Origin of the sequence: Streptomyces sp. NPDC101237 (assembly GCF_044767465.1) — a bacterium.
GTDB classification, from domain to species: Bacteria; Actinomycetota; Actinomycetes; order Streptomycetales; family Streptomycetaceae; genus Streptomyces; species Streptomyces gramineus.
Window position 1 is genome coordinate 163,502 of record NZ_JBIWNY010000018.1, and the last position, 17,844, is coordinate 181,345.

The window sequence follows — 17,844 nt, forward strand, 5'->3', positions numbered from 1 at the left end:
CGGTGGGTGTCAGGCGGCGGCCGTCTTCGCGTCCGCCGTGACCGGCGGTGACGGCATCAGCAGGGCGAGGGCCGCGAGCAGGGCGAACGCCAGGGCGAACAGCGCGGCGGTGCCCGACAGCGAGAAGTACGCGAGCAGCAGGCCCGCGGCCAGCGGACCGAGCGGCTGGAGGATCTCCGCGGTGAAGCCGAGGGCCGTCGTGGTGCGGCCGTAGATGTTCTCCGGGACCGTGGTCGCCAGGATGGTCCCGAACACCGCGCCATTGACGGGAGTCAGCAGGCACAGGGCGGAGTACCCGGCGGCGAAGGCGATGCCGCTGTCCGTGTACCAGGCGACGGCGAGCATGGCGGCGGCCAGCGCCGGTCCGGACGCCATCACCGTCTGCATCCGCAGTCTGCGTTGCAGGAACGGCGCGATCAGCGAGCCGGTCAGCCCGGTGACCGCCGCCGCGCTCATCGCGAGGCCGACGGCCGCGGCCCCGTCGTGCTCGCGGCCGATGCCCAGCAACAGGGCGTAGGCGAGGGCCTGGAAGGCGAAGTTCTCGCCCGCGGCCAGCCCGGCGATGGTACGGAGGAAGGGGTTGCGGACCACGTACCGCAGGCCCGCCGTCAGCCGGGGCAGGAACCGCTCGCGCGGCGCGGCCTTCGCTCCGGTGCCGCTCATGTGGGCCAGCACCGCCTCCGCGGAATCCTCCGCCTCCCGCGCCCGGTCGGCCCCGCTCGGAGCCGTCCCGCCGGTGCCTTCCGCTCTCTCCTCGGCCCCTGCCCCGGTGTCCTTCCTCGCGTCCCGGTCCGCCCGGCGCGCCGCCTCGGCGCGGCGCAGCGGGCGGTACAGGGCCAGCACGCACAGCGCGGACACCGCGTACGTCGCCGCGTCGATCGCGAACGGCAGCCAGAGCGACGCCGCGATGAGGAGACCGGCGACGGCCGGGGCGATGATCCCGGCGGCGTAGGCCCGCGCCTGGTTCAGCGAGATGGCCGTGCCCAGGTGGACGGCGGGGACGACCTTGCGGACGGTGGCGTTCTGGCTCGGCCGGAACAGCTCCACGCCCACCTGCGCCACGACGACCGTGATCACGGCCATCGCGATCGGCAGCCGGTCCAGATACGTCCAGACGGCGACCGCGCCGACCGTGACCAGACGGGCCAGGTCGGCGACGAGCATCAGGCGCCGGTGGCTGTAGTGGTCGGTCAGGTACCCGGCCGGCATCCGCAGCACCATCGCCGTCACCAGTACGGCCGTGCCGATGGTGCTGGTCGCCGACGTCGAGTACCCGCTGCGCAGCAGCACCAGCGGCAGCACGAGCGAGGTCATGGCCGTGCCGAAGTCGGAGAGGGCCTGCCCCACCCACAGCAGCCGGAACTCGCGGTTGGCCCTGAGGGGTGCGACGGCGGGGGCCGCCTCCGGGGCGGCCGGTGTCCCGTCCATCAGGCACCCGTCCGGCCGGCCGCGGGCAGCAGGTCGTCCAGGACGAAGTTGCCGTTGGTGCGCCCGCCGGGGCGGGCCGTGCGCAGCCGGTCGAGGAACAGCGCCACGCCCGCCGACCCGCTCGCGAGGTCGCAGCTCTCCCGCACGGTCTGCTCGCCGGGGAAGACGATCCCCTCGGGACGCTCGATCGCCATGCACAGCACCGTCTCGGCGACCCGCTCCGCCTCCGCCAGCAACTCGGCTTCGCCCAGGAACTCGTAGGCGTCGAGCAGGACGTTGCCGAGCCCGCTCGTGCCGTGGAACAGCTGGGGGAAGACGGTGTACTTGCGGCGGACGTCGGGCAGCAGTTCGTCGATGCGTGCCCGCAGCGCGGGATCGCCGGTGACGTGGTGGTAGCGCAGCAGGGTGGTGAGGACGCCCGCGGTGCCGTGGTCCCAGTAGTGCCGCACGACCATGGTCGGCTTGTCGTCCGTCGCCACCGTCGCGGGGAAGGACAGCCGCCCGCCGGCCCCCGCGACCATCTGGGACAGGTCGAAGTCCAGTGCGGCACGGCCGAGTTCGAGCACCGCCGGATCGCCGGTCGCGCCGTGCAGGCCGAGCAGGAACAGGGCGATGCCGGACGCACCGTCCGCGTAGCCGACCGGGGTCGGGCGGCTCGCGTCGGGCCACGAGGCCAGAGCGTTCTCGCGCCGCGCGGTAAGGGCGAGATGGGCGCCGACGGCGACGGCGCGGTCGAGGAACTCCGCCACCCCCGAGTCCCGCCACAGGCGCAGGCACGCCATGCCGTAACCGGCCGCCCCGGTCAGCACGCCGGGCTCGGACAGCAACTGCGGGTGGTCGTGCGCCCCTTGGAGCGTTCGTACGGCGATGTCGACGTGGCCGATGGCCGCCTGGGCCCAGGCCACGCCCGCCGTGCCGAGATACAGGCCGGCCGGCATCGCGTCGTGGGCGGTGGACTGCCGCAGTGCCCAGGCGTGCAGCTCGTCCGGTACCGAGCCGCGCAGCCGGTGCAGCGCGTACAGCGGGCCGTACGCGCCGTGGGCGAGCGAGAGCGGGTTCGTCCGGAACACCGCCACGTCGGCGGGGAACAGGCGGTCCTGCCGGTCCAGGTCCGCGGTCCCGGTCCAGAACTCGGCGACGCCCTGGAGGGTCGCCTCGACGCGCTTGTGCAGTTCGACGCGCGCCGCCGCGTCCGTCACCGGCGGCAGCCCCAGCGGCGGCGGCTGCCGCCAGGCGTCCCCGAAGGGCAGGGCCTCGATGCGTCCGCGCAGGACGTCCGGGTCCGGCAGGTCGGCGTCCTCGTCGTACAGATCGGTGATCAACCGCACCAACTCGGAGGGGAGTTCGAGATCGGCCGCGACCTCGGCGAGCAGCCTGCGCGGCATCGTACGGTCGATGAAGTCGGTCTGGTGGCAGAGCATGACGCAGCCCAGGATCAGGCCGCCGAAGGCGTAGTAGTCCGTGCGCCGGTCGCCCTGCCCGGCCAGCCTCGCGCGGCGGGTCACCATGCCGGGCGTGTACAGCCGCGCCCCGCGCGCGGGTCCCGCCGGGGCGTCCTCGTGGAAGGCCGACTCCATGTCGATCAGCAGGACCCGGTCGTCACCGGTGACCATGATGTTCGTCAGGGACAGGTCGCCCAGCACGATGCCGCGTTCGTGGCAGACCGCGATCGCGTCGGCGACCCGCAGCCACAGCGCGCGGAACCGCTCGTAGTAGTCGGTGAGGCGCTCGGCGCTCAGATCGAGGTTGTACACGGGGTTCTCGACGATGCCGAGGTGTCCCAGGTGGGTGCCCTCGATGAACTCCTCGACGAGGAAGGAGTGCTCCCACTCGGTGAAGAAGGCGACCGGGCGGACGAACAGGCCCGTGTCGGCGAGTTCGGTGAGGATGTCGTACTCGTGGCGCAGCAGCAGGACGGCGTCCGTCCCGTCCGGTCCGATCTGCACGCCCGGCCGTGCCTCGCGGATCAGCACGTCCGCGCCCGTCTCGTTGTCGATGCCGTGATAGATCCCGCCGCGGTTGCTGAACTTCATCGCGCTGACGACGGTGAAGCGGCCGTCCGCCAGCGTGATGCCGGTGTCCGCGGGGGCGTCGGCGCCGCTCTCCGCGGGCTCGGCCGGTGCCGCGGGCCGCTCCGGCGCCGACTCCCCGGTGAACGGGTCCCTGACCCAGGCCGGGAGGTGGAAGTAGGGATGGCGGATGTCCACGACCGGCTCCCCGTCCGGGGTGCGGATCAGCAGCTCCTTCATCCCGGAGGGTCGCATCCGGGAGATCGACACGAAGCCGCCGTAGCGGTAGTGGACCACCCGTGACCCCGGATAGCGCCGGTCGGAGAGGATGTGCGGGCCGTCGAAGCCCGCAAGGGCCGCGGTCAGCGCGTCGCCCACCGCCCGGAACTCCTGCTCGTCCTGCGGGTACACCGTGATGAACTTGCCGCTCGAACCCCGTGGGAAGGACTTGCCGTTGGACTCCAGCATGGCCGCGGGATCCATCAGGAACTTGAAGTGCACGGCGGCGTCGCGCAGCAGCGGCAGCGCCGCACGCAGCACCTCGGCGCTGTTCTCGGAGGTCGCGGAGACGTGCAGCTTCCAGCCCTGGGCGACGGCCGGCACCTGCGGCGGCGCGGTCAGCAGCCAGTAGCCCCGCCGCCACAGCCGCCACGACGGCGGCATCGCCGCGCGGTACTCGCGCAGATGTTCCCCGCTGGGCGCCCGGCGCTCGAAGTCCTCGAACCAGCGTGGGTGGTGCGTCATGTACGTCTGGATGATCTCCCACTCGAGCTGCATTCCGCCCGTCCCCTCTGCCGAGAACCCAAGTTGATGACGCGCCGCACCGCCGGCCCGGGGACACCCGGCCCCGGTCCGGCGGAACGGCGTGACGCGCGAACGCCGGCTGTCAGAAGCAGCTGATGTTGTGGCAGGAGCCACCGCTGCCCGCGGGGTCGCTGATGATGGAGGCTTCCTTCTCGGGGTTGAGTTTCTGAAGGCCCAGGACGGCGTCCTGGCCGGCCGCGAGGTGCGCCTCCACGGCGTCGTCGGCCTCGGTGGGCTCGGTGGGCTCGGCGTCGGGACGGATCTCCTCGGACATGGCGTCACTCCTCACATCGACGGGTTCGGTGCGTGCGGTGGTGCCGTGGTGCTTCGACTACCGGACGGCGTTGACGGCCGGCGCCGGTCGTCCGGCTGCTAGAAGCAGCTGATGTTGTGGCAGGAGCCACCGCTGTCGGCCGGCGGCACGTTGCCGCCCGCCGCCTCCTTCTCCGGGTCGAGCCGCTGAAGCTGCAGGACGGCGTCGGCGAGCGAGTGGGCGGCCACTTCGGCCGCACGGGCCACCTCGGCGGCCTTCTCGACCTTGGTGGAGTCGTCCTCGCCCTGCTCGGGTACCTGGTCCGCATCCGCCATGGGATCTCCCTCCCTCATGGGCCACAGCCGGCCCCTTCCACTCCGGTTCCGGCTGGACCCAGACGGTAGGAAGGACCGCCACAAGAGCAGTTGGCGGACGGTGAAAACGCAGCTCCGGACCGGTGCGGAGCACCCGCCGGCGCCCCGCCCGGACCCGTCCGGACCGGGACTCTCCCCCCTCAAACGCCTGTGACCTGCGCATATACCGTTTGCGAACCGGTTCGCAGCCGGACGTTCGAAACTCGGGGCGGTGACGTACGACTCGTGCCGGATCACGGCCTGACCGAGAGGGGGCGGGCATGCGGCTGGCCGAGCTGATGTCCCTGCGCCAGACGATCGGGGCGGGTGTCCTGGTCACGCTCACCGACCGCTGCCCGCTGAGCTGCGCCCACTGCTCCACCGCCGCCACCCGCCGGGGCCGCGATCTCGACCGCGCCGCGCTGCTGCGGTTCCTCGGCACCTTCACGGTCCGGGACCGGCCCGACGTCCTCATGCTGACCGGCGGCGAGCCGCTGCTGCGCCCCGGACTGGTGGTGGAGGCCGCCGACACCGCACGCGCCCACGGCACCCGGACGGCGGTGCTCTCCGGGGCGTTCTTCGCCGACGGCGGCCCGCTCCCGTCGACCGTCCGCCGCGTCGCCCGCGCCGTCGACCACTTCTCGCTCAGCCTCGACGCGTTCCACGAACGGCAGGTCCCGCGCCCGCACGTGTTCGACGCGCTCGACGGACTGCTCGCCACCGGTGTGGCGGTGAGCCTGCATCTGCTTGCCGACGGCCCGGCGGACACCTACCCGGACGAGGTCCGCGCACAGGTCGAGCGCCGCTTCGGCACCGAAGTACCCATGCTGGTCGGCTGGTTGAGCCCGATCGGGCGAGCGGCCGGTCTGCGGCCGCGGCCCCGCCCGCAGACTGTCCCCGACCCGCGGGCCGCCGCCCCCTGCGACATGGCCGCCTGGCCCGTCGTCACCAGCGACGGTTCCGTCACCGCCTGCTGCAACCAGGACGTCGCCGACCGCCGGGTCCGCCCCGGCCACCTCGGTCTCGGCGACATCCGCTCGGCCGGCTGGCGGACCGTGCGCGAACGCGCGCACGGCGACCCGATGCTGCGCATGATCCGGACGGTGGGGCCGGTCCACATCGCCGGCCGCGCCGCGCTGCCCCTGGCGGACGGCTACTGCGGGACCTGCCACCGGCTCGACGGCTCCGACGCCGCCCGGGACTGGGCGGACCGCGCCGGCGCCGGCCCCGCGGGCGAACTGCTGCAAGCGGCCGCGGTGCGCGGGGGCGAGGCGGCGGGGCCGGCGGCACTCGTGGCCCGGCACGGCCCGGCCCGGCACGCCCATCTCGTGGACCCCGGCCGCGACCCCGCCGTCCGGCCCCGGCAGGAGCACACACCGTGACGGCGGCGCCCGGACCCGGCACCTCCGCAGTCAGGTCCGCGCAGGCCCCCCTCGGCGCCGAACTGAGCGCCGTCCTCGGCCTCGTGTCCCCCGTCCTGCACCGCAGCGCGGCCCGGCTGTGGCAGCCGCGGGACCTCCGTGCCCGCTACCTGCGCTACCTCGTCACCATGCACACGGTCATCCGGGCCTCCGTACCCCTGATGGAACGAGCCCTGGCCCACTGCCCCGACGCACCCGGCCGCGACCCGGCCGAAGCCCCCCTCCGCCGCTACCTCGCCGCGCACATCCCGCGCGAACGGCACCACGACACCTGGCTGCTGCGGGACATGGAGGCCGCCGGACTCCGTCCCGGACACGAACTCGCCCGGCCCCCCTCGCCCGAGGTCGCCCGCCTGGTGGGCGCTCAGTACTACTGGATCGACCACTTCCACCCGCTGTGTCTGCTCGGGTACGTGGCCGTGCTCGAACTCAACGCCCCCGCCGTGTCGTTGATCCCGCTGCTGGCCGACCGCACGGGGCTTCCCCCGGCCGCGTTCGACACCCTGCGGCTGCACGCCGAGATCGACGGCGGCCACAGCGCGGCGGTGCTCACCGCCCTCGACGAGAGCGGGGCGCCCCCGCACCTGCGGGCGGCGGTCAGGCTGAGCGCGCTCCACACCGTCCGGGCTCTCGCCGACGTACTGAACGCCCTGAGCGACGCGACGGACCGGACCGGCCGTCCTCCCGACCGAGAGGATCACTGACATGACGCCAGACACCGGTGCGGACGGTTCCGTCGACGGCACGGAGCGGCACGGCACCGAGGCCGCGCTGCGGGCCCTGGAGCAGGCGGGGTTCCCGGTGGGGGCGTTCACCGGCGAGCAGCGTGCCGTGTTCGCCGCCCTCACCCCGCAGGAGCTCGAACTGATCCTCGACCTCAAGGCCCGGCTCGACGCCGTGGAGCCGGAAGTGCAGGCACACACCGTCGTCGCGGGTGCGGCGCTGTTCTGAGACAGCGAGGGGACCGCTCATGCAGCAACGCAAGGTGATCACCGCACTCTTCTGCGACCTGGTCGGATCCACCGAGCTGTCGGGAACGCTGGAGCCGGAGACACTGCGCTCCGTCATGCTGCGCTACTTCGAGGCGATGCGGAGCGGCATCGAGTCGCACGGCGGGACGGTGGAGAAGTTCATCGGCGACGCCGTGATGGCGGTGTTCGGCGTGCCCCATGTGCACGAGGACGACGCGCACCGGGCCGCCGCGGCGGCCCTGGACATGATCGCGGCCCTGGACGCGCTCAACGCCGAACTGGACCGGGACTTCGGCAGCACCCTCGCGGTCCGCATCGGCCTCAACAGCGGCGAGATCGTCACCTCCCCGGACCTCAGGGAGGGCACGGTCGTGTCCGGCGAGGTGGTCAACGTCGCCGCCCGGCTCGAACAGGCCGCGCGGCCGGGACAGATCCTCGTCGGACCCGCCACGCGCGTGCTGCTGGGCGCGGCGGCGGTCGTCGAGTCCGTGGGCCCGCTGACCCTGAAGGGCAAGCGCGAGCCCGTCGAGGCGTTCCGGCTGCTCGGGCTGGCCGCCGAGGGCGGACCGCCGGGAGTGTCGCGGCCCGGCGGTCCCTTCGTCGGGCACACCCGGGAGTACGACCGGCTCGCGACGTACTGGACGGAGATCGCACGGGACGGCACCGGGCGGCTGGTGCGGCTGACCGGCGACGCCGGCATCGGCAAGACGCGCCTGCTGAGGGAGTGGCTCGCGGCGAGGACCGCCGAGGGTGCCCTGGTCGGCAGCGGCCGCTGCCGGTCGTACCGCGACGAGGGCAGCCTCGCGCCCCTCGCGGACGCCATCCGGGAGGTGCTGCGCGTCGCGGACCCCGACGGGACGGCGCCCTCCGCGGAGGGACCGGCCGAGAGGCCGCCGGAGCGCGAGGACAATGGCCAGGGGGCGCAGGTCCCTGCCGGCGCGGAGGCCGAGGACCGTCCTCGAACGGGTGCCGGTGCCGAGGTACGGGCCCATCTGCGTACCGGTCCCCCGCTCCGTCCGCCCGCCGGAGCCCGCAGCCGGCCGGTGTCGCGGCCGGACGACGAGGCGGCCTACGAGGTGCTGCACGGCGGGCTGCTGGCCGACGGCACGCCCAGTCCGTCCGCCGAGACGACCTGGACCGCGGCCGCGGCGGTGCTGCGCGGCCTGGCCGCCGCCCGGCCGGTCGCCCTCGCGCTGGACGAACTCCAGTGGGCGCGCCCCCAACTCCTCGAAGGTGTGGCCAGGTTGACGGAGATGCTGGCGGGCTCGCCGGTCCTGCTGGTCTGCTCGCAGCGCACCGGCGAGGACGAGCCGCCCGTCACCGCCGACGAGATCCGGCTGGCCCCGCTCTCCCGGGCCGACTCCCTGCGCCTGGCCGCCGCCCTCACGACCGGACACCCGGACGACGCCGCGCTGGAGGCGGTGGTGGAGCGGGCCGAAGGCAACCCGCTCCATCTGGAGCAACTGCTGACCATGGTGGAGGACGGCGCCGACCCCGGCGAGCTGCCGGTGACCGTGACCGCCGTCCTCGCCGCCCGCATCGACGTGCTGCCCGGCCCGCAGCGGGCGATGCTGGACGCGGGCGCCGTGATCGGCCGCCGGTTCGGCGTCGCGGAGGTCCGCCTGCTCCTCGACGCACCCGCCGACGGTGCCGGCTACCCGCGCTGGGGGCGGGCCCCGCTGGAATCGGCGGTCCGCGAGCTCGTACGACGCGGACTCGTCGAACCGGCGCCCGGCGCCCCGGCGACCTACCAGTTCAGCTCCGGGCTGCTGCGCGACGTCACCTACCGGGCCCTGAGCAAGAGCCAACGAGCCTCCTGGCACGAGCAGTTGGCCGCGAGATCGGAGACCGGGCCGGCCCTGGCCGCGCACCATCTGGAGGCGGCCTACCTGCACCGCCGGGACCTCGGCCTGCGGGGCGAGCGCGTCGAGACCCTGCGCGGCCGGGCCGCCGACGCGCTCAGCAGCGCCGGTCGGCACGCGCTCGCCCGCGCCGACCTGTCCTGGTCGGCGGAGCTGCACGCCCGCGCCCTCAGCCACTGCGCCTCCGACGAGGCCAGGTGGCGGCGCGCCGCGCAGGGCCTGGGAGAGACCTGGCTGGCGCTCGGCCGCAGCGACGAGGGCGGCGACCTGCTGCGGGAGGTGCGCGACGCGGCGTCCACGGCCGGCGACCGGCTCGCTCGCGCCCACGCCGGACTGCAACTGGCCTCCCTGGACCCCGACGCCTCTCCGGGCACCGCCGCCGACGCGGCCCGCTCCGGGCTCGCGGTGTTCACCGAGCACCAGGACCGGCTGGGACTCGCCCGTGCCCATGTGCGGCTGGCCCAGGAGCAGCAGTACGCCGGACGGCACCGCGCCGCCTGCGATCTGCTGGCCGTGGCGCTCCGTCACGCGGTGGCCGCCGGAGCCGCCCCGGAACGGGCCATGGCGCTCGGCGCGCTCGGCATCTCCCTGTGGCACGGGCCCACCCCGGCCGGTGAGGCGATCGAGCGCTGCCGTGCCCTGCTCGCCGAGCACGGGCCCGGCAACCCCGTCGTGGTGGTCGCGCTGGACTTCCCGCTGGCCAACCTGCTCGCCCTGTCCGGCGCGATCGACGAGGCACGCGGGCGGCTGGCCGAGGCGGAGCGGTTCGCCGCCGGACTCGGCTATGCCGAAGTGGCCGCGTTCGGACCGCTGTTCGCCGCGGGGGTGGAGGTCCTGGCGGGCTCGATGCGGGAGGCGGAGAGGCTGCTGCGGCGGGCCGAGGAGACCTTCCGTACGGTGGGCGGGCCGATCCTGCACGCCGCCGCCCGTCGCGACCTCGCCCGGGTGCTGATCGCCCGGGGGCTGCCGCCGGAGGCGGTGGGGGCGAGCGCCGGCGGTGCCACGGCGGGTCCTGGACCCACGCGTCCGGGAGGGCCGGGCCCGGACACCTCGGACCTGACGCTGCCGCCCGCCGACGCCGCCGACGACTTCGGAGTGCGCGCCCTGGCCGCGGCGGCGTCCGGGGACGGCGTGAACGCGCTGCGGCTGGCGCGCCGCGCGGTGGCGGTGGCCGACACCACGGACTCACCGGTCGGCCGCGCCACCGCCCGGCTCGACATGGCCCAGGTGCTGCGCGGGACGGGCCGGACGGCAGCCGCCGGGCGGCGCGCCGAACAGGCGGCCCGGCTGTTCCGGGCCAAGGGACACGCCGTGGGAGTGGCCGCCGCGGCACAAGTGATCGCGGGGACGGCCGAGACGGCCCGGGGCGAGACGCGGGACGGCATCGCGACGAACGGAGGCGACCGGTGACGAGCGCGTTGAGCTGGGGCCTGGGGGACCGGCGGCCCGACGACATCCGGGTGGCCGCGGCCGCTCCGGGCGGCGCCGAGGTCACACCGGCCTGGGCCTGGGGCGGCTCCACCGGCCGCGGCGTGCGGGTGTGCGTCGTGGACAGCGGGGTGGAGCGCGACCACGTGATGATCGGGCGGGTGGCGTCGGCGCACAGGGTCGTCGAGGGCGACGACGGCCGCCCGCGGGTCGTGCCCACCGACAGCGGCGACGCCTGCGGCCACGGCACCGCCTGCGCGGGCATCGTCCGCGAGGTCGCCCCCGACTGCGAGCTGCACAGCGTGCAGGTGATCGGCGAACGGTTCACCGGCACCGGGGACTTCCTGCTGGCCGGTCTGAGATGGGCGGTGGAACAGGGCTTCGACGTCATCAACATGAGCCTGTCGACCACGCACGAGCGATTCGTGCGGGAGTTGCACGAGCTGGCCGACGAGGCGTACTTCCGCCGCTCCGTCATCGTCGCGTCGGCGCACAACAGCCCCGTGGTCAGCTTCCCCTGGCGGTTCAGCTCGGTGGTCTCGGTGGGCAGCCACCGGGAGGACGACACCGCGCTGCACCTGTACAACCCGAGTCCTCCCGTGGAGTTCTACGCCAAGGGCCAGGACGTCCGCGTCGCGTGGCTGGACAACTGCGTCACCCGGACGACGGGCAACAGCTTCGCCACTCCGCGCGTCGCGGGACTGTGCGCGCGGATCCTGGCCAAGCACCCCGAGCTGACCGTCTTCCAGCTCAAGACGGTGCTCTACCTGACGGCGGCCAACGTAAGGACGACCCCGGCCCCGGATGACCCAGCCGCCGCGTCCCCGCCCGCGACGGGACCGGCCCCCGCCCCCGCCCCCCGGACGGACCCGGCCGACGGCCTCGTCACCGCGCACGGCGCCGGTCTCCCCGCGGTTTCGCCCTCCCCGATCGCCCCACCGTCCCCGGCCGCCCCCGCGGACGACGAGCGGCCCTCCCCCGGACGGCCCGGCTCGCCCCAGCTTCCCGATACCCAACCGGATAAGTGAGGTCCGAGGTGCCCCCAACTCTTCCGTCAGACGACACCCGCGCTCTGCTCCAGTCCGTGGTCGACGTGGCACGGGCCATCTTCGCGGCCGCCGCCAGCTCGGTGTTCCTGCTGGACGACGAGGCCGGCGAACTGGTCTTCCAGGCCGTCTCCGGCGAAGGCGAGGACATGCTCGTCGGCACGCGCTTCCCGGCCCACCGTGGCATCGCCGGCTGGGTGGCCTCCTCGGGCCAGGCCATGATCGCCGACGACCTGACCCTGACCCGGACCTTCGCCCGCGACCTCGCCGAGTCGACGGGCTACGTGCCCAGTGCCCTGATGGCCGCGCCGCTCCTGTCCGAAGGGCGGGTCCTCGGCGTCCTGGAGGTCCTCGATCCCTCGCCCCGCCCGCGGGGCGGCCTCCAGGACCTCGACCTGCTGTCCCTGTTCGCCGGACAGGCGGCGATCGCGCTGCGGGTCGCGGGCCGGTCCGCGCCCGGCGCGGGCTCACCGTCCTGGGGCACCAGCGACGAGCAGATGATGGACGCCTTCCGCGACTTCCTGCGCCACCGGGCCCACTGACCACCGTCCCCATGGCAAGACAGGCGTGATCATGTCAAATCCGGCCGCTGGTGAGGCCGGGTCCCGCCCCGGGTCCGCTCACGGGCCCGGCACCGGCGGCGAGTCCACGGCCGCGTGGCCGGTGACCCGGCGGCCGAACTCGTGGGTGAACCCCGACATGCCGTACGAGGCCATGTGCGCGCTCACCTCACCGGCGGGCGGCATCAGCAGGTTGCACTCGTGCAACTCCTCGACCTCGGAGAACACCTGGTCGTACCGGAACGGCGGGGTGAGCGCCGCGAGCCGCCGGTAGGCGAGCCGCTGCTGCTGCGGGAGGTCCCGCCAGAACGCCTCGTACCGGTCCCGCAGGACGAGTTCGCCCACCGCCATCTCGTCCAGCAGCGAGGACGCGCCACTGAGTCGGTCCGCGTAGTCCGCCAGCCGCACATGGCGCAGCGATTCGAGCTTCGCGGCGATGATGCGGACGGCCAGCGGCAGCCCCTCGCAGGAGCGCACTATCCGCCGTGCGGACGCCTGGTCGCTCATCACCCGGCCGAACCCGATGATCCGGCCCAGCAGTTCGGTCGCCTCGGCCTCCTGCAACGCGGGCAGCTCCACCCGGCCCACGGCCTCCAGCCCGCTGAGCCGGTACCGGCTCGTCACCAGTGTGCAACTGGCGCCGGACCCCGGCAGCAGCGCGAGCACGGTCTGCTGTCCCACGGCGTCGTCGAGCACGAGCAGGATCCGCCGGCCCGCCACCCAGGTTCGCCAACGGGCCAGGGCCTGGGCGACGTTCTGCGTGCCGGGCAGCCCCACGCTGTCCAGCAGCGCCCGCAGGACCGAGCCCAGCGAGCGGTTGCCGAGTTCGGTCATGACCAGCCCGTCCGGAAAGGCGTCGGCGAGCAGATGGGCCACGTGCACGGCCAGCGCGGACTTGCCGACCCCGACCGGCCCGGACACCACCATCACCCCGCCCTCACGGCGGCCCCGGAAGTAGCCGAGCGCACGCTGCACCTCGTCCGCCCGGCCCACGAAGTCCGGTAGGCCCCGCGGGAGTTGGTTGCCGGGACCCGGGCGCCGACCGGACGCGGGAGGCTCCAGGAGGCGGCGGTGCAGCACCGCCAGAGCCGGTCCCGGTGCCACCCCCAACTCCCGTGCCAGGGACCGTCGTACGGTGTCGAAGTACGCCGCGGCCTCGCTCCGGCGGCCGGTCGCCGCGAGGGCCGTGATCCATGCGGCGGCCAGCCGTTCGCGCAGCGGATGGGAGACGACGTGCTCCTGGAGCCGGTCGAGCACGAGGGGGTGGCCGGCCCGGTCGTTCTCCAGTTCGGCCCACTCCTCCAGGGCCGCCACATGCATCTCCTGGAGCCGGTCCACGGCCGCGGTCAGATACGGCACGTCACCGAACTCCACCAGGGGTCTGCCCTGCCAGAGGTCGAGCGCCTCCGCGAGCGCGCCGCACGCCGGTTCCGTCTCCCCGTCCCTGGCGTGCCGTCTGCCGGCCCGGGCCCGTTCCTCGAACCGGAGCAGGTCGCACTCCGAAGGATCGAGCCGCAGGAGATAGCCGCCCGGGGTGTGGGTCAGCCGGCCGCCCAGCACGCGCCGCAGCCGGGAGACGTACACCTGAAGGTTCTTGCGCGCGGTCCGCGGCGGCCGGCCGACCCACAGGGCGTCGATGAGGCCGTCGACGGGTAAGACATTGTTGGCCTGGCTGACGAGTAAGGCCAATAACAGACGCGGTTTCGGACCGCCGAGATCGGCCGTGCCCCTTCCCTCGTCGCGCACACACAATTCCCCGAACGCAGTGACCAACCGACTCATGTGTCGACATTGCCACAGCGGAATCTTCTTGGCAGGAGGGTCCGACCAGCAAGTTCCTGCTGTTTAAAGGGGCGAAGTACCCTCTGTCCGGGTGGGCTCGGGCCGCCGTGCGCGGGCGGCGGGTTTGCGATGATGCGAAAGCGGATCAGCGAAGGGCGCTGCCGGGCGCCGGCCGTTCGGACATCTGCCGGTAAATAAATGCGTCCCGCACCTTTTATCTGCGTCGGACTGCCGCATTCCCGTATCCGGTGCCATGTCCGCGGGCGTGTGGTGCAGCGGTGATTCCCGCAGGCAACGGCGCCCCGGAGGAACGCGATGTCACCGGTTCGCGCGGACGGCGCCGGAAAAACCCCTGTCCGTGCGCCGCGCGACTCCGGCAACGCCGGGGCGGGGGCCGCCGGCATCGGTCGGACCACGCTTGCGGACCGGTGTGCCGCACTCGCGGGCCGCCCCTGGTACTGCCGGTACCAGGCACATCGGCGAGCCGCGGTGTTCACTGGGAGCCATGACGGCGACGGAACTGGGACGGGCCCTGCGGCGTTGGCGCGACCGGGTGCCCCCGGACGCGGCGGGCCTGCCGACGGGCGGCCAGCGGCGCGCGGCCGGGCTGCGGCGCGAGGAACTGGCCCTGCTGGCCGGGATCTCGGTCGACTACGTCACGCGTCTCGAACAGGGCCGGGCCGCCCATCCGTCCGTGCCGGTCGTCGAGTCACTGGCGCGGGCGCTGCGGCTCACGGCGGACGAACGGACCTACCTGTTCGGGCTGGCGGGGCTGGTCCCGCCGGGTCCGGACGTGGTGCCCGGCTATCTGACGCCCAGCGTGCAGCGGCTGCTGGACCGGCTGTCCGGCACTCCGGTCGCCGTCTCCGACGCCGCCATGACGCTCCTGGTGACCAACCCGATGTACGCGGCGCTGATGGGCGACCCGTCCGGCCTGCGCGGCTTCGAGCGCAACGGCGTCTGGCGGAACTTCCTCGGCCGGCCGACCAGGGTGCGGCACACTCCGCGGGAGCGGCGCGCCTTCGAGACCGGCATGGTCGCCGAGCTGCGTTCGACGGCCGCCCGTTATCCGGCCGACCGCCAGCTGCAGCGCATGATCGCCGAGCTGCGCGCCGGGAGCGAGCGGTTCGCGGAGCTGTGGGACGCGGGGGTGGTCGGGCGGCTGGAGGCGTCGCACAAGACGATCGAGCACCCGCACGTGGGTCTGCTCACCCTGGACTGCGACCAGCTCCGGGTCGAGCAGCACGACCTGCGCATCCTCGTGTACTCGGCCGAGCCGGGCACCGAGGCCGCCGAGAAACTGGAGCTGATCTCGGTGGTCGGCACCCAGAGCCTGGCCGGGCGGCACTGACCCGCCGGCGCGCCTGACCCACGGTCCGCTCCCGCCCGGTCACCCGCGTCCCCGTCAGTCCGGCCCGTCCGGGGCGCGCCTCAGGAGTCCGGGGCGTCCGCGGCGACCGCCGAGGCCCCGGCGTTGTAGCGGGCGAGGAGGCCGCCCAGGGCGCGGACCTCGCCCGCGTCCCAGCCCTCGGTGCGGGCGTCGACCTCCCGGTACATGAGGGCGTCGGCGCGTGCGAGGAGTTCCCGGCCGAGGTCGCTGGGCCGGAGCAGCCGGGCCCTGTGATCCTGCGGGTCCGCCTCGCGTACCACCAGGCCGGCGCGTTGCAGGGCGGTGACCTGGCGGCTGATCGTGGACTTGTTGAGGCCGTAGAGCCCGACCAGGTCCGTCGCGCGGGCTCCGTCGCGGGCGTCCATCTCGGACAGCAGGGAGTAGTCGACGAAGCTCAGGTCCGGATGGAGCCGTTCGGCGTTGCCCCGGAAGCGCCGGGAGAGGGTCACCAGCTCCCGGACCAGTCCGCGGATCTCTGTGTCGTCGTCGGCCACGCGCGTGTCCCTTCGTAACGGCCCGGGCTGCCGCCTCGGAGTTTCATTTTGCAACAGAGGGCCGCCCGACCTACAGTAGTAATGTTGCATTATGCAACCGAGAATGCTCCCGAGGATCGACACCGCACCCGCGAGCCGGACACCCCGGAGTGCCGGGCCGAGGGCGGGTGCGCGGCATGGAGTCCCCTTAGTGTCGTTATGTCCGACATGGGGACGCGAGAGGCAGGCAAGGGTCATGCGCATCGAGGACGTCGTCCGCACACCGAGCACACCGCTGGACGCCCCGGCCTTTCCGGTGGGCCCGTACCGGTTCACCGACCGCGAGTATCTGAACATCACCTACCGCACGGATCCCGAGGCGCTGAAGCGGGTCGTGCCCGAGCCGCTGCGGGTGACGGAGCCGCTGGTCCGCTTCGAGGTCATGCGGATGCCGGACGTCACCGGACTGGGCGACTACACGGAGTCGGGCCAGCTCGCCGTCGTCGAGTTCGAGGGCGAGACGGGCGAGTACAGCCTGTCCATGTACGTGGACAACTTCCCCGCGATCGCCAGCGGACGGGAGATCGGCGCCTTCCCGAAGAAGCTCGGCCGCCCGCGGCTCTACGTCGACCAGGACACCCTGGTCGGCACGCTGGACTACGGTTCGCTGCCCGTCGCCCGCGCCACGATGGGCTACAAGCACCGGCCGCTGGACCCGGAGCGCGCCCGCGAGGAGCTGACGCAGCCGACGTTCATGCTCAAGAAGCTCCCGCACTACGACGGCACGCCGCGCATCTGCGAGCTGGTCAGGACCCGGATCGACGATCTCACCGTCAAGGGCGCCTGGAGCGGACCCGCCCGGCTGCAACTGCTGGCCCACGCGCTGGCCCCGCTCGCCGACCTGCCGGTCCTGGAGGTCGTCTCCGCCTCGCACCTCCTCACCGACCTGACCCTGGGCCGCGCGCGGGTCGTCCACGACTACCTGGCCTGACCCGCTCCCCCACCTCACGCACCCGGCACCTCGCGCCCCGCGCCCGCGCGCCGGTCAGAAGAGAAGCAGGTGTTCCGCATGTCCGAGAACGACAGCATCGCCCACATCCGTAACGTCACCGTGGTCGGCGCAGGCGTCATCGGCGCCTCCTGGACCGCGCTGTTCCTGGCCCGCGGCCTGTCCGTCACCGTGAGCGACCCGCAGCCCGGCGTCGACGAGGCCGTCCGCACGTACGTCGCGCAGACCGCGCCCGCGCTGAAGGCGCTCGGGCTGGACACCTCCTCCCTCACCGCGCGGCTGTCCTTCGAACCGGATCTGGCCACCGCGGTCCGCGACGCGGACCTGGTGCAGGAGAACGGCCCCGAGCGGCTGGAACTCAAGCACGAGATCTGGCACACCATCGAGGGTGCCGCCCCGGCCGGTGCCCTGTTCGCCACCTCCACCTCGGGCATTCCCGCCACCGAGATCGCCACCGTCCTCAGGGACCCGGCGCGGCTCGTGGTCGGGCACCCCTTCAACCCGCCGCACCTGGTGCCGCTGGTGGAGGTCGTCCCGGGCGCGCGGACCTCTCAGGAGACCGTCGAGCGTGCCCGCGCCTTCTACCGCGGCCTCGGCAAGCGGCCGCAGGTGGTGCGCAAGGAGGTGCCCGGCTTCGTCGCCAACCGGCTGCAGGCGGCGATCTTCCGCGAGTGCGTGCACCTGGTGACCGAGGGCGTCGTCACGATGGGGGAACTCGATGACATCGTCACCTCGTCCATCGGCCAGCGCTGGGCCGTCGCGGGCCCCTTCCGCTCCTTCCACCTCGGGGGCGGGGAGGGCGGGCTCCCGCACTTCATGAGCCACCTCGGCGTCGGCATGGAGCGGCGCTGGGCCGACATGGTCAAGGAGAAGGTGGCCTTCGACGAGGCCACCCGGCAGCTGCTCACCGAGCAGACCGAGGAGTTCGGCGGCACCGTCGACGAACTCGCCGCAGAGCGCGACCGCCGGCAGATCGCCGTGATGCGGGCGCTCGGCGAGACCTTCGACGCCTGACCCGCACCCACCGCCCGACCCGGCAACCGCCGACCCGCACG

General features: G+C 73.7%; 14 protein-coding genes and 1 pseudogene. 9 read left to right on the forward strand and 6 right to left on the reverse strand.

Annotated features, from left to right (window positions below):
• Nucleotides 1-9: 9 nt before the first annotated feature.
• From ACIRQ9_RS26570 to ACIRQ9_RS26585, 4 genes are all read right to left on the reverse strand, one after another.
• On the reverse strand, nt 10-1,428 hold the full coding sequence (locus tag ACIRQ9_RS26570; RefSeq protein WP_404178376.1) for an MFS transporter: 1,419 nt from the start codon (nt 1,426-1,428) through the stop codon (nt 10-12).
• Entirely contained in the window at nt 1,428-4,214 is a 2,787-nt protein-coding gene (lanKC, locus tag ACIRQ9_RS26575) for a class III lanthionine synthetase LanKC (RefSeq protein ID WP_404178379.1), read from the reverse strand. The genes ACIRQ9_RS26570 and lanKC overlap by 1 nt, the downstream gene beginning before the upstream one ends.
• Nucleotides 4,215-4,323: 109 nt before the next feature.
• On the reverse strand, nt 4,324-4,515 hold the full coding sequence (locus ACIRQ9_RS26580; RefSeq protein WP_404178382.1) for a hypothetical protein: 192 nt from the start codon (nt 4,513-4,515) through the stop codon (nt 4,324-4,326).
• A 98-nt stretch (nt 4,516-4,613) separates the two neighbouring features.
• Nucleotides 4,614-4,829 carry a hypothetical protein gene (locus ACIRQ9_RS26585; protein ID WP_351324093.1) on the reverse strand — a complete coding sequence of 72 codons (216 nt, stop codon included), beginning with the start codon at nt 4,827-4,829 and terminating at the stop codon, nt 4,614-4,616.
• A gap of 299 nt (nt 4,830-5,128) precedes the next feature.
• On the opposite strand from ACIRQ9_RS26585, the gene ACIRQ9_RS26590 reads away from it, so the two are divergent.
• From ACIRQ9_RS26590 to ACIRQ9_RS26615, 6 genes and pseudogenes are all read left to right on the forward strand, one after another.
• Entirely contained in the window at nt 5,129-6,229 is a 1,101-nt protein-coding gene (locus ACIRQ9_RS26590) for a radical SAM protein (RefSeq protein WP_404178386.1), read from the forward strand.
• Nucleotides 6,226-6,972 (forward strand): iron-containing redox enzyme family protein, encoded by a 747-nt coding sequence (locus ACIRQ9_RS26595; RefSeq protein ID WP_404178389.1) that lies wholly within the window; start codon nt 6,226-6,228, stop codon nt 6,970-6,972. The genes ACIRQ9_RS26590 and ACIRQ9_RS26595 overlap by 4 nt, the downstream gene beginning before the upstream one ends.
• A 1-nt stretch (nt 6,973) precedes the next feature.
• Complete coding sequence (locus ACIRQ9_RS26600; protein WP_404178392.1) at nt 6,974-7,219, forward strand: aroma-sacti cluster domain-containing protein; 246 nt, start codon at nt 6,974-6,976, stop codon at nt 7,217-7,219.
• Nucleotides 7,220-7,238: 19 nt separating this feature from the next.
• Entirely contained in the window at nt 7,239-10,511 is a 3,273-nt protein-coding gene (locus ACIRQ9_RS26605) for an adenylate/guanylate cyclase domain-containing protein (protein ID WP_404178395.1), read from the forward strand.
• A gap of 8 nt (nt 10,512-10,519) precedes the next feature.
• Nucleotides 10,520-11,344: pseudogene (locus ACIRQ9_RS26610) on the forward strand (S8 family peptidase); the annotation flags it as partial.
• Between the two features lie 221 nt (nt 11,345-11,565).
• Nucleotides 11,566-12,117 (forward strand): GAF domain-containing protein, encoded by a 552-nt coding sequence (locus tag ACIRQ9_RS26615; protein WP_404178398.1) that lies wholly within the window; start codon nt 11,566-11,568, stop codon nt 12,115-12,117.
• A 78-nt stretch (nt 12,118-12,195) separates the two neighbouring features.
• On the opposite strand, the gene ACIRQ9_RS26620 is transcribed toward ACIRQ9_RS26615, so the two are convergent.
• Nucleotides 12,196-13,917 (reverse strand): BTAD domain-containing putative transcriptional regulator, encoded by a 1,722-nt coding sequence (locus ACIRQ9_RS26620; protein ID WP_404178401.1) that lies wholly within the window; start codon nt 13,915-13,917, stop codon nt 12,196-12,198.
• A 505-nt stretch (nt 13,918-14,422) separates the two neighbouring features.
• Between ACIRQ9_RS26620 and ACIRQ9_RS26625 the strand changes: the two genes are divergently transcribed.
• Complete coding sequence (locus ACIRQ9_RS26625; RefSeq protein ID WP_404178404.1) at nt 14,423-15,268, forward strand: helix-turn-helix transcriptional regulator; 846 nt, start codon at nt 14,423-14,425, stop codon at nt 15,266-15,268.
• A gap of 80 nt (nt 15,269-15,348) precedes the next feature.
• Here ACIRQ9_RS26625 and ACIRQ9_RS26630 read toward each other — a convergent pair whose 3' ends face one another.
• Nucleotides 15,349-15,801 (reverse strand): MarR family winged helix-turn-helix transcriptional regulator, encoded by a 453-nt coding sequence (locus ACIRQ9_RS26630; protein WP_404178406.1) that lies wholly within the window; start codon nt 15,799-15,801, stop codon nt 15,349-15,351.
• A gap of 235 nt (nt 15,802-16,036) precedes the next feature.
• On the opposite strand from ACIRQ9_RS26630, the gene ACIRQ9_RS26635 reads away from it, so the two are divergent.
• Together ACIRQ9_RS26635 and ACIRQ9_RS26640 are read left to right on the forward strand one after the other, a co-directional pair.
• A complete protein-coding gene (locus ACIRQ9_RS26635; protein WP_404178409.1) occupies nt 16,037-16,771 on the forward strand; it encodes an acetoacetate decarboxylase in 735 nt (244 codons plus the stop codon).
• A 78-nt stretch (nt 16,772-16,849) separates the two neighbouring features.
• The gene (locus ACIRQ9_RS26640; RefSeq protein WP_404178412.1) at nt 16,850-17,803 is read left to right on the forward strand and encodes a 3-hydroxyacyl-CoA dehydrogenase NAD-binding domain-containing protein; all 954 of its coding nucleotides are present in this window, start codon (nt 16,850-16,852) and stop codon (nt 17,801-17,803) included.
• Nucleotides 17,804-17,844 lie beyond the last annotated feature (41 nt).

Excerpts from the sequence above, each read along its gene's own strand:
- lanKC (WP_404178379.1), bottom strand. The coding sequence starts at position 4,214 with ATGCAGCTCGAGTGGGAGATCATCCAGACGTACATGACGCACCACCCA.
- ACIRQ9_RS26620 (WP_404178401.1), bottom strand. The coding sequence starts at position 13,917 with ATGAGTCGGTTGGTCACTGCGTTCGGGGAATTGTGTGTGCGCGACGAG.
- ACIRQ9_RS26605 (WP_404178395.1), top strand. The coding sequence starts at position 7,239 with ATGCAGCAACGCAAGGTGATCACCGCACTCTTCTGCGACCTGGTCGGA.
- ACIRQ9_RS26570 (WP_404178376.1), bottom strand. The coding sequence starts at position 1,428 with ATGGACGGGACACCGGCCGCCCCGGAGGCGGCCCCCGCCGTCGCACCC.
- ACIRQ9_RS26625 (WP_404178404.1), top strand. The coding sequence starts at position 14,423 with ATGACGGCGACGGAACTGGGACGGGCCCTGCGGCGTTGGCGCGACCGG.
- ACIRQ9_RS26585 (WP_351324093.1), bottom strand. The coding sequence starts at position 4,829 with ATGGCGGATGCGGACCAGGTACCCGAGCAGGGCGAGGACGACTCCACC.
- ACIRQ9_RS26640 (WP_404178412.1), top strand. The coding sequence starts at position 16,850 with ATGTCCGAGAACGACAGCATCGCCCACATCCGTAACGTCACCGTGGTC.
- ACIRQ9_RS26580 (WP_404178382.1), bottom strand. The coding sequence starts at position 4,515 with ATGTCCGAGGAGATCCGTCCCGACGCCGAGCCCACCGAGCCCACCGAG.
- ACIRQ9_RS26635 (WP_404178409.1), top strand. The coding sequence starts at position 16,037 with ATGCGCATCGAGGACGTCGTCCGCACACCGAGCACACCGCTGGACGCC.
- ACIRQ9_RS26590 (WP_404178386.1), top strand. The coding sequence starts at position 5,129 with ATGCGGCTGGCCGAGCTGATGTCCCTGCGCCAGACGATCGGGGCGGGT.
- ACIRQ9_RS26600 (WP_404178392.1), top strand. The coding sequence starts at position 6,974 with ATGACGCCAGACACCGGTGCGGACGGTTCCGTCGACGGCACGGAGCGG.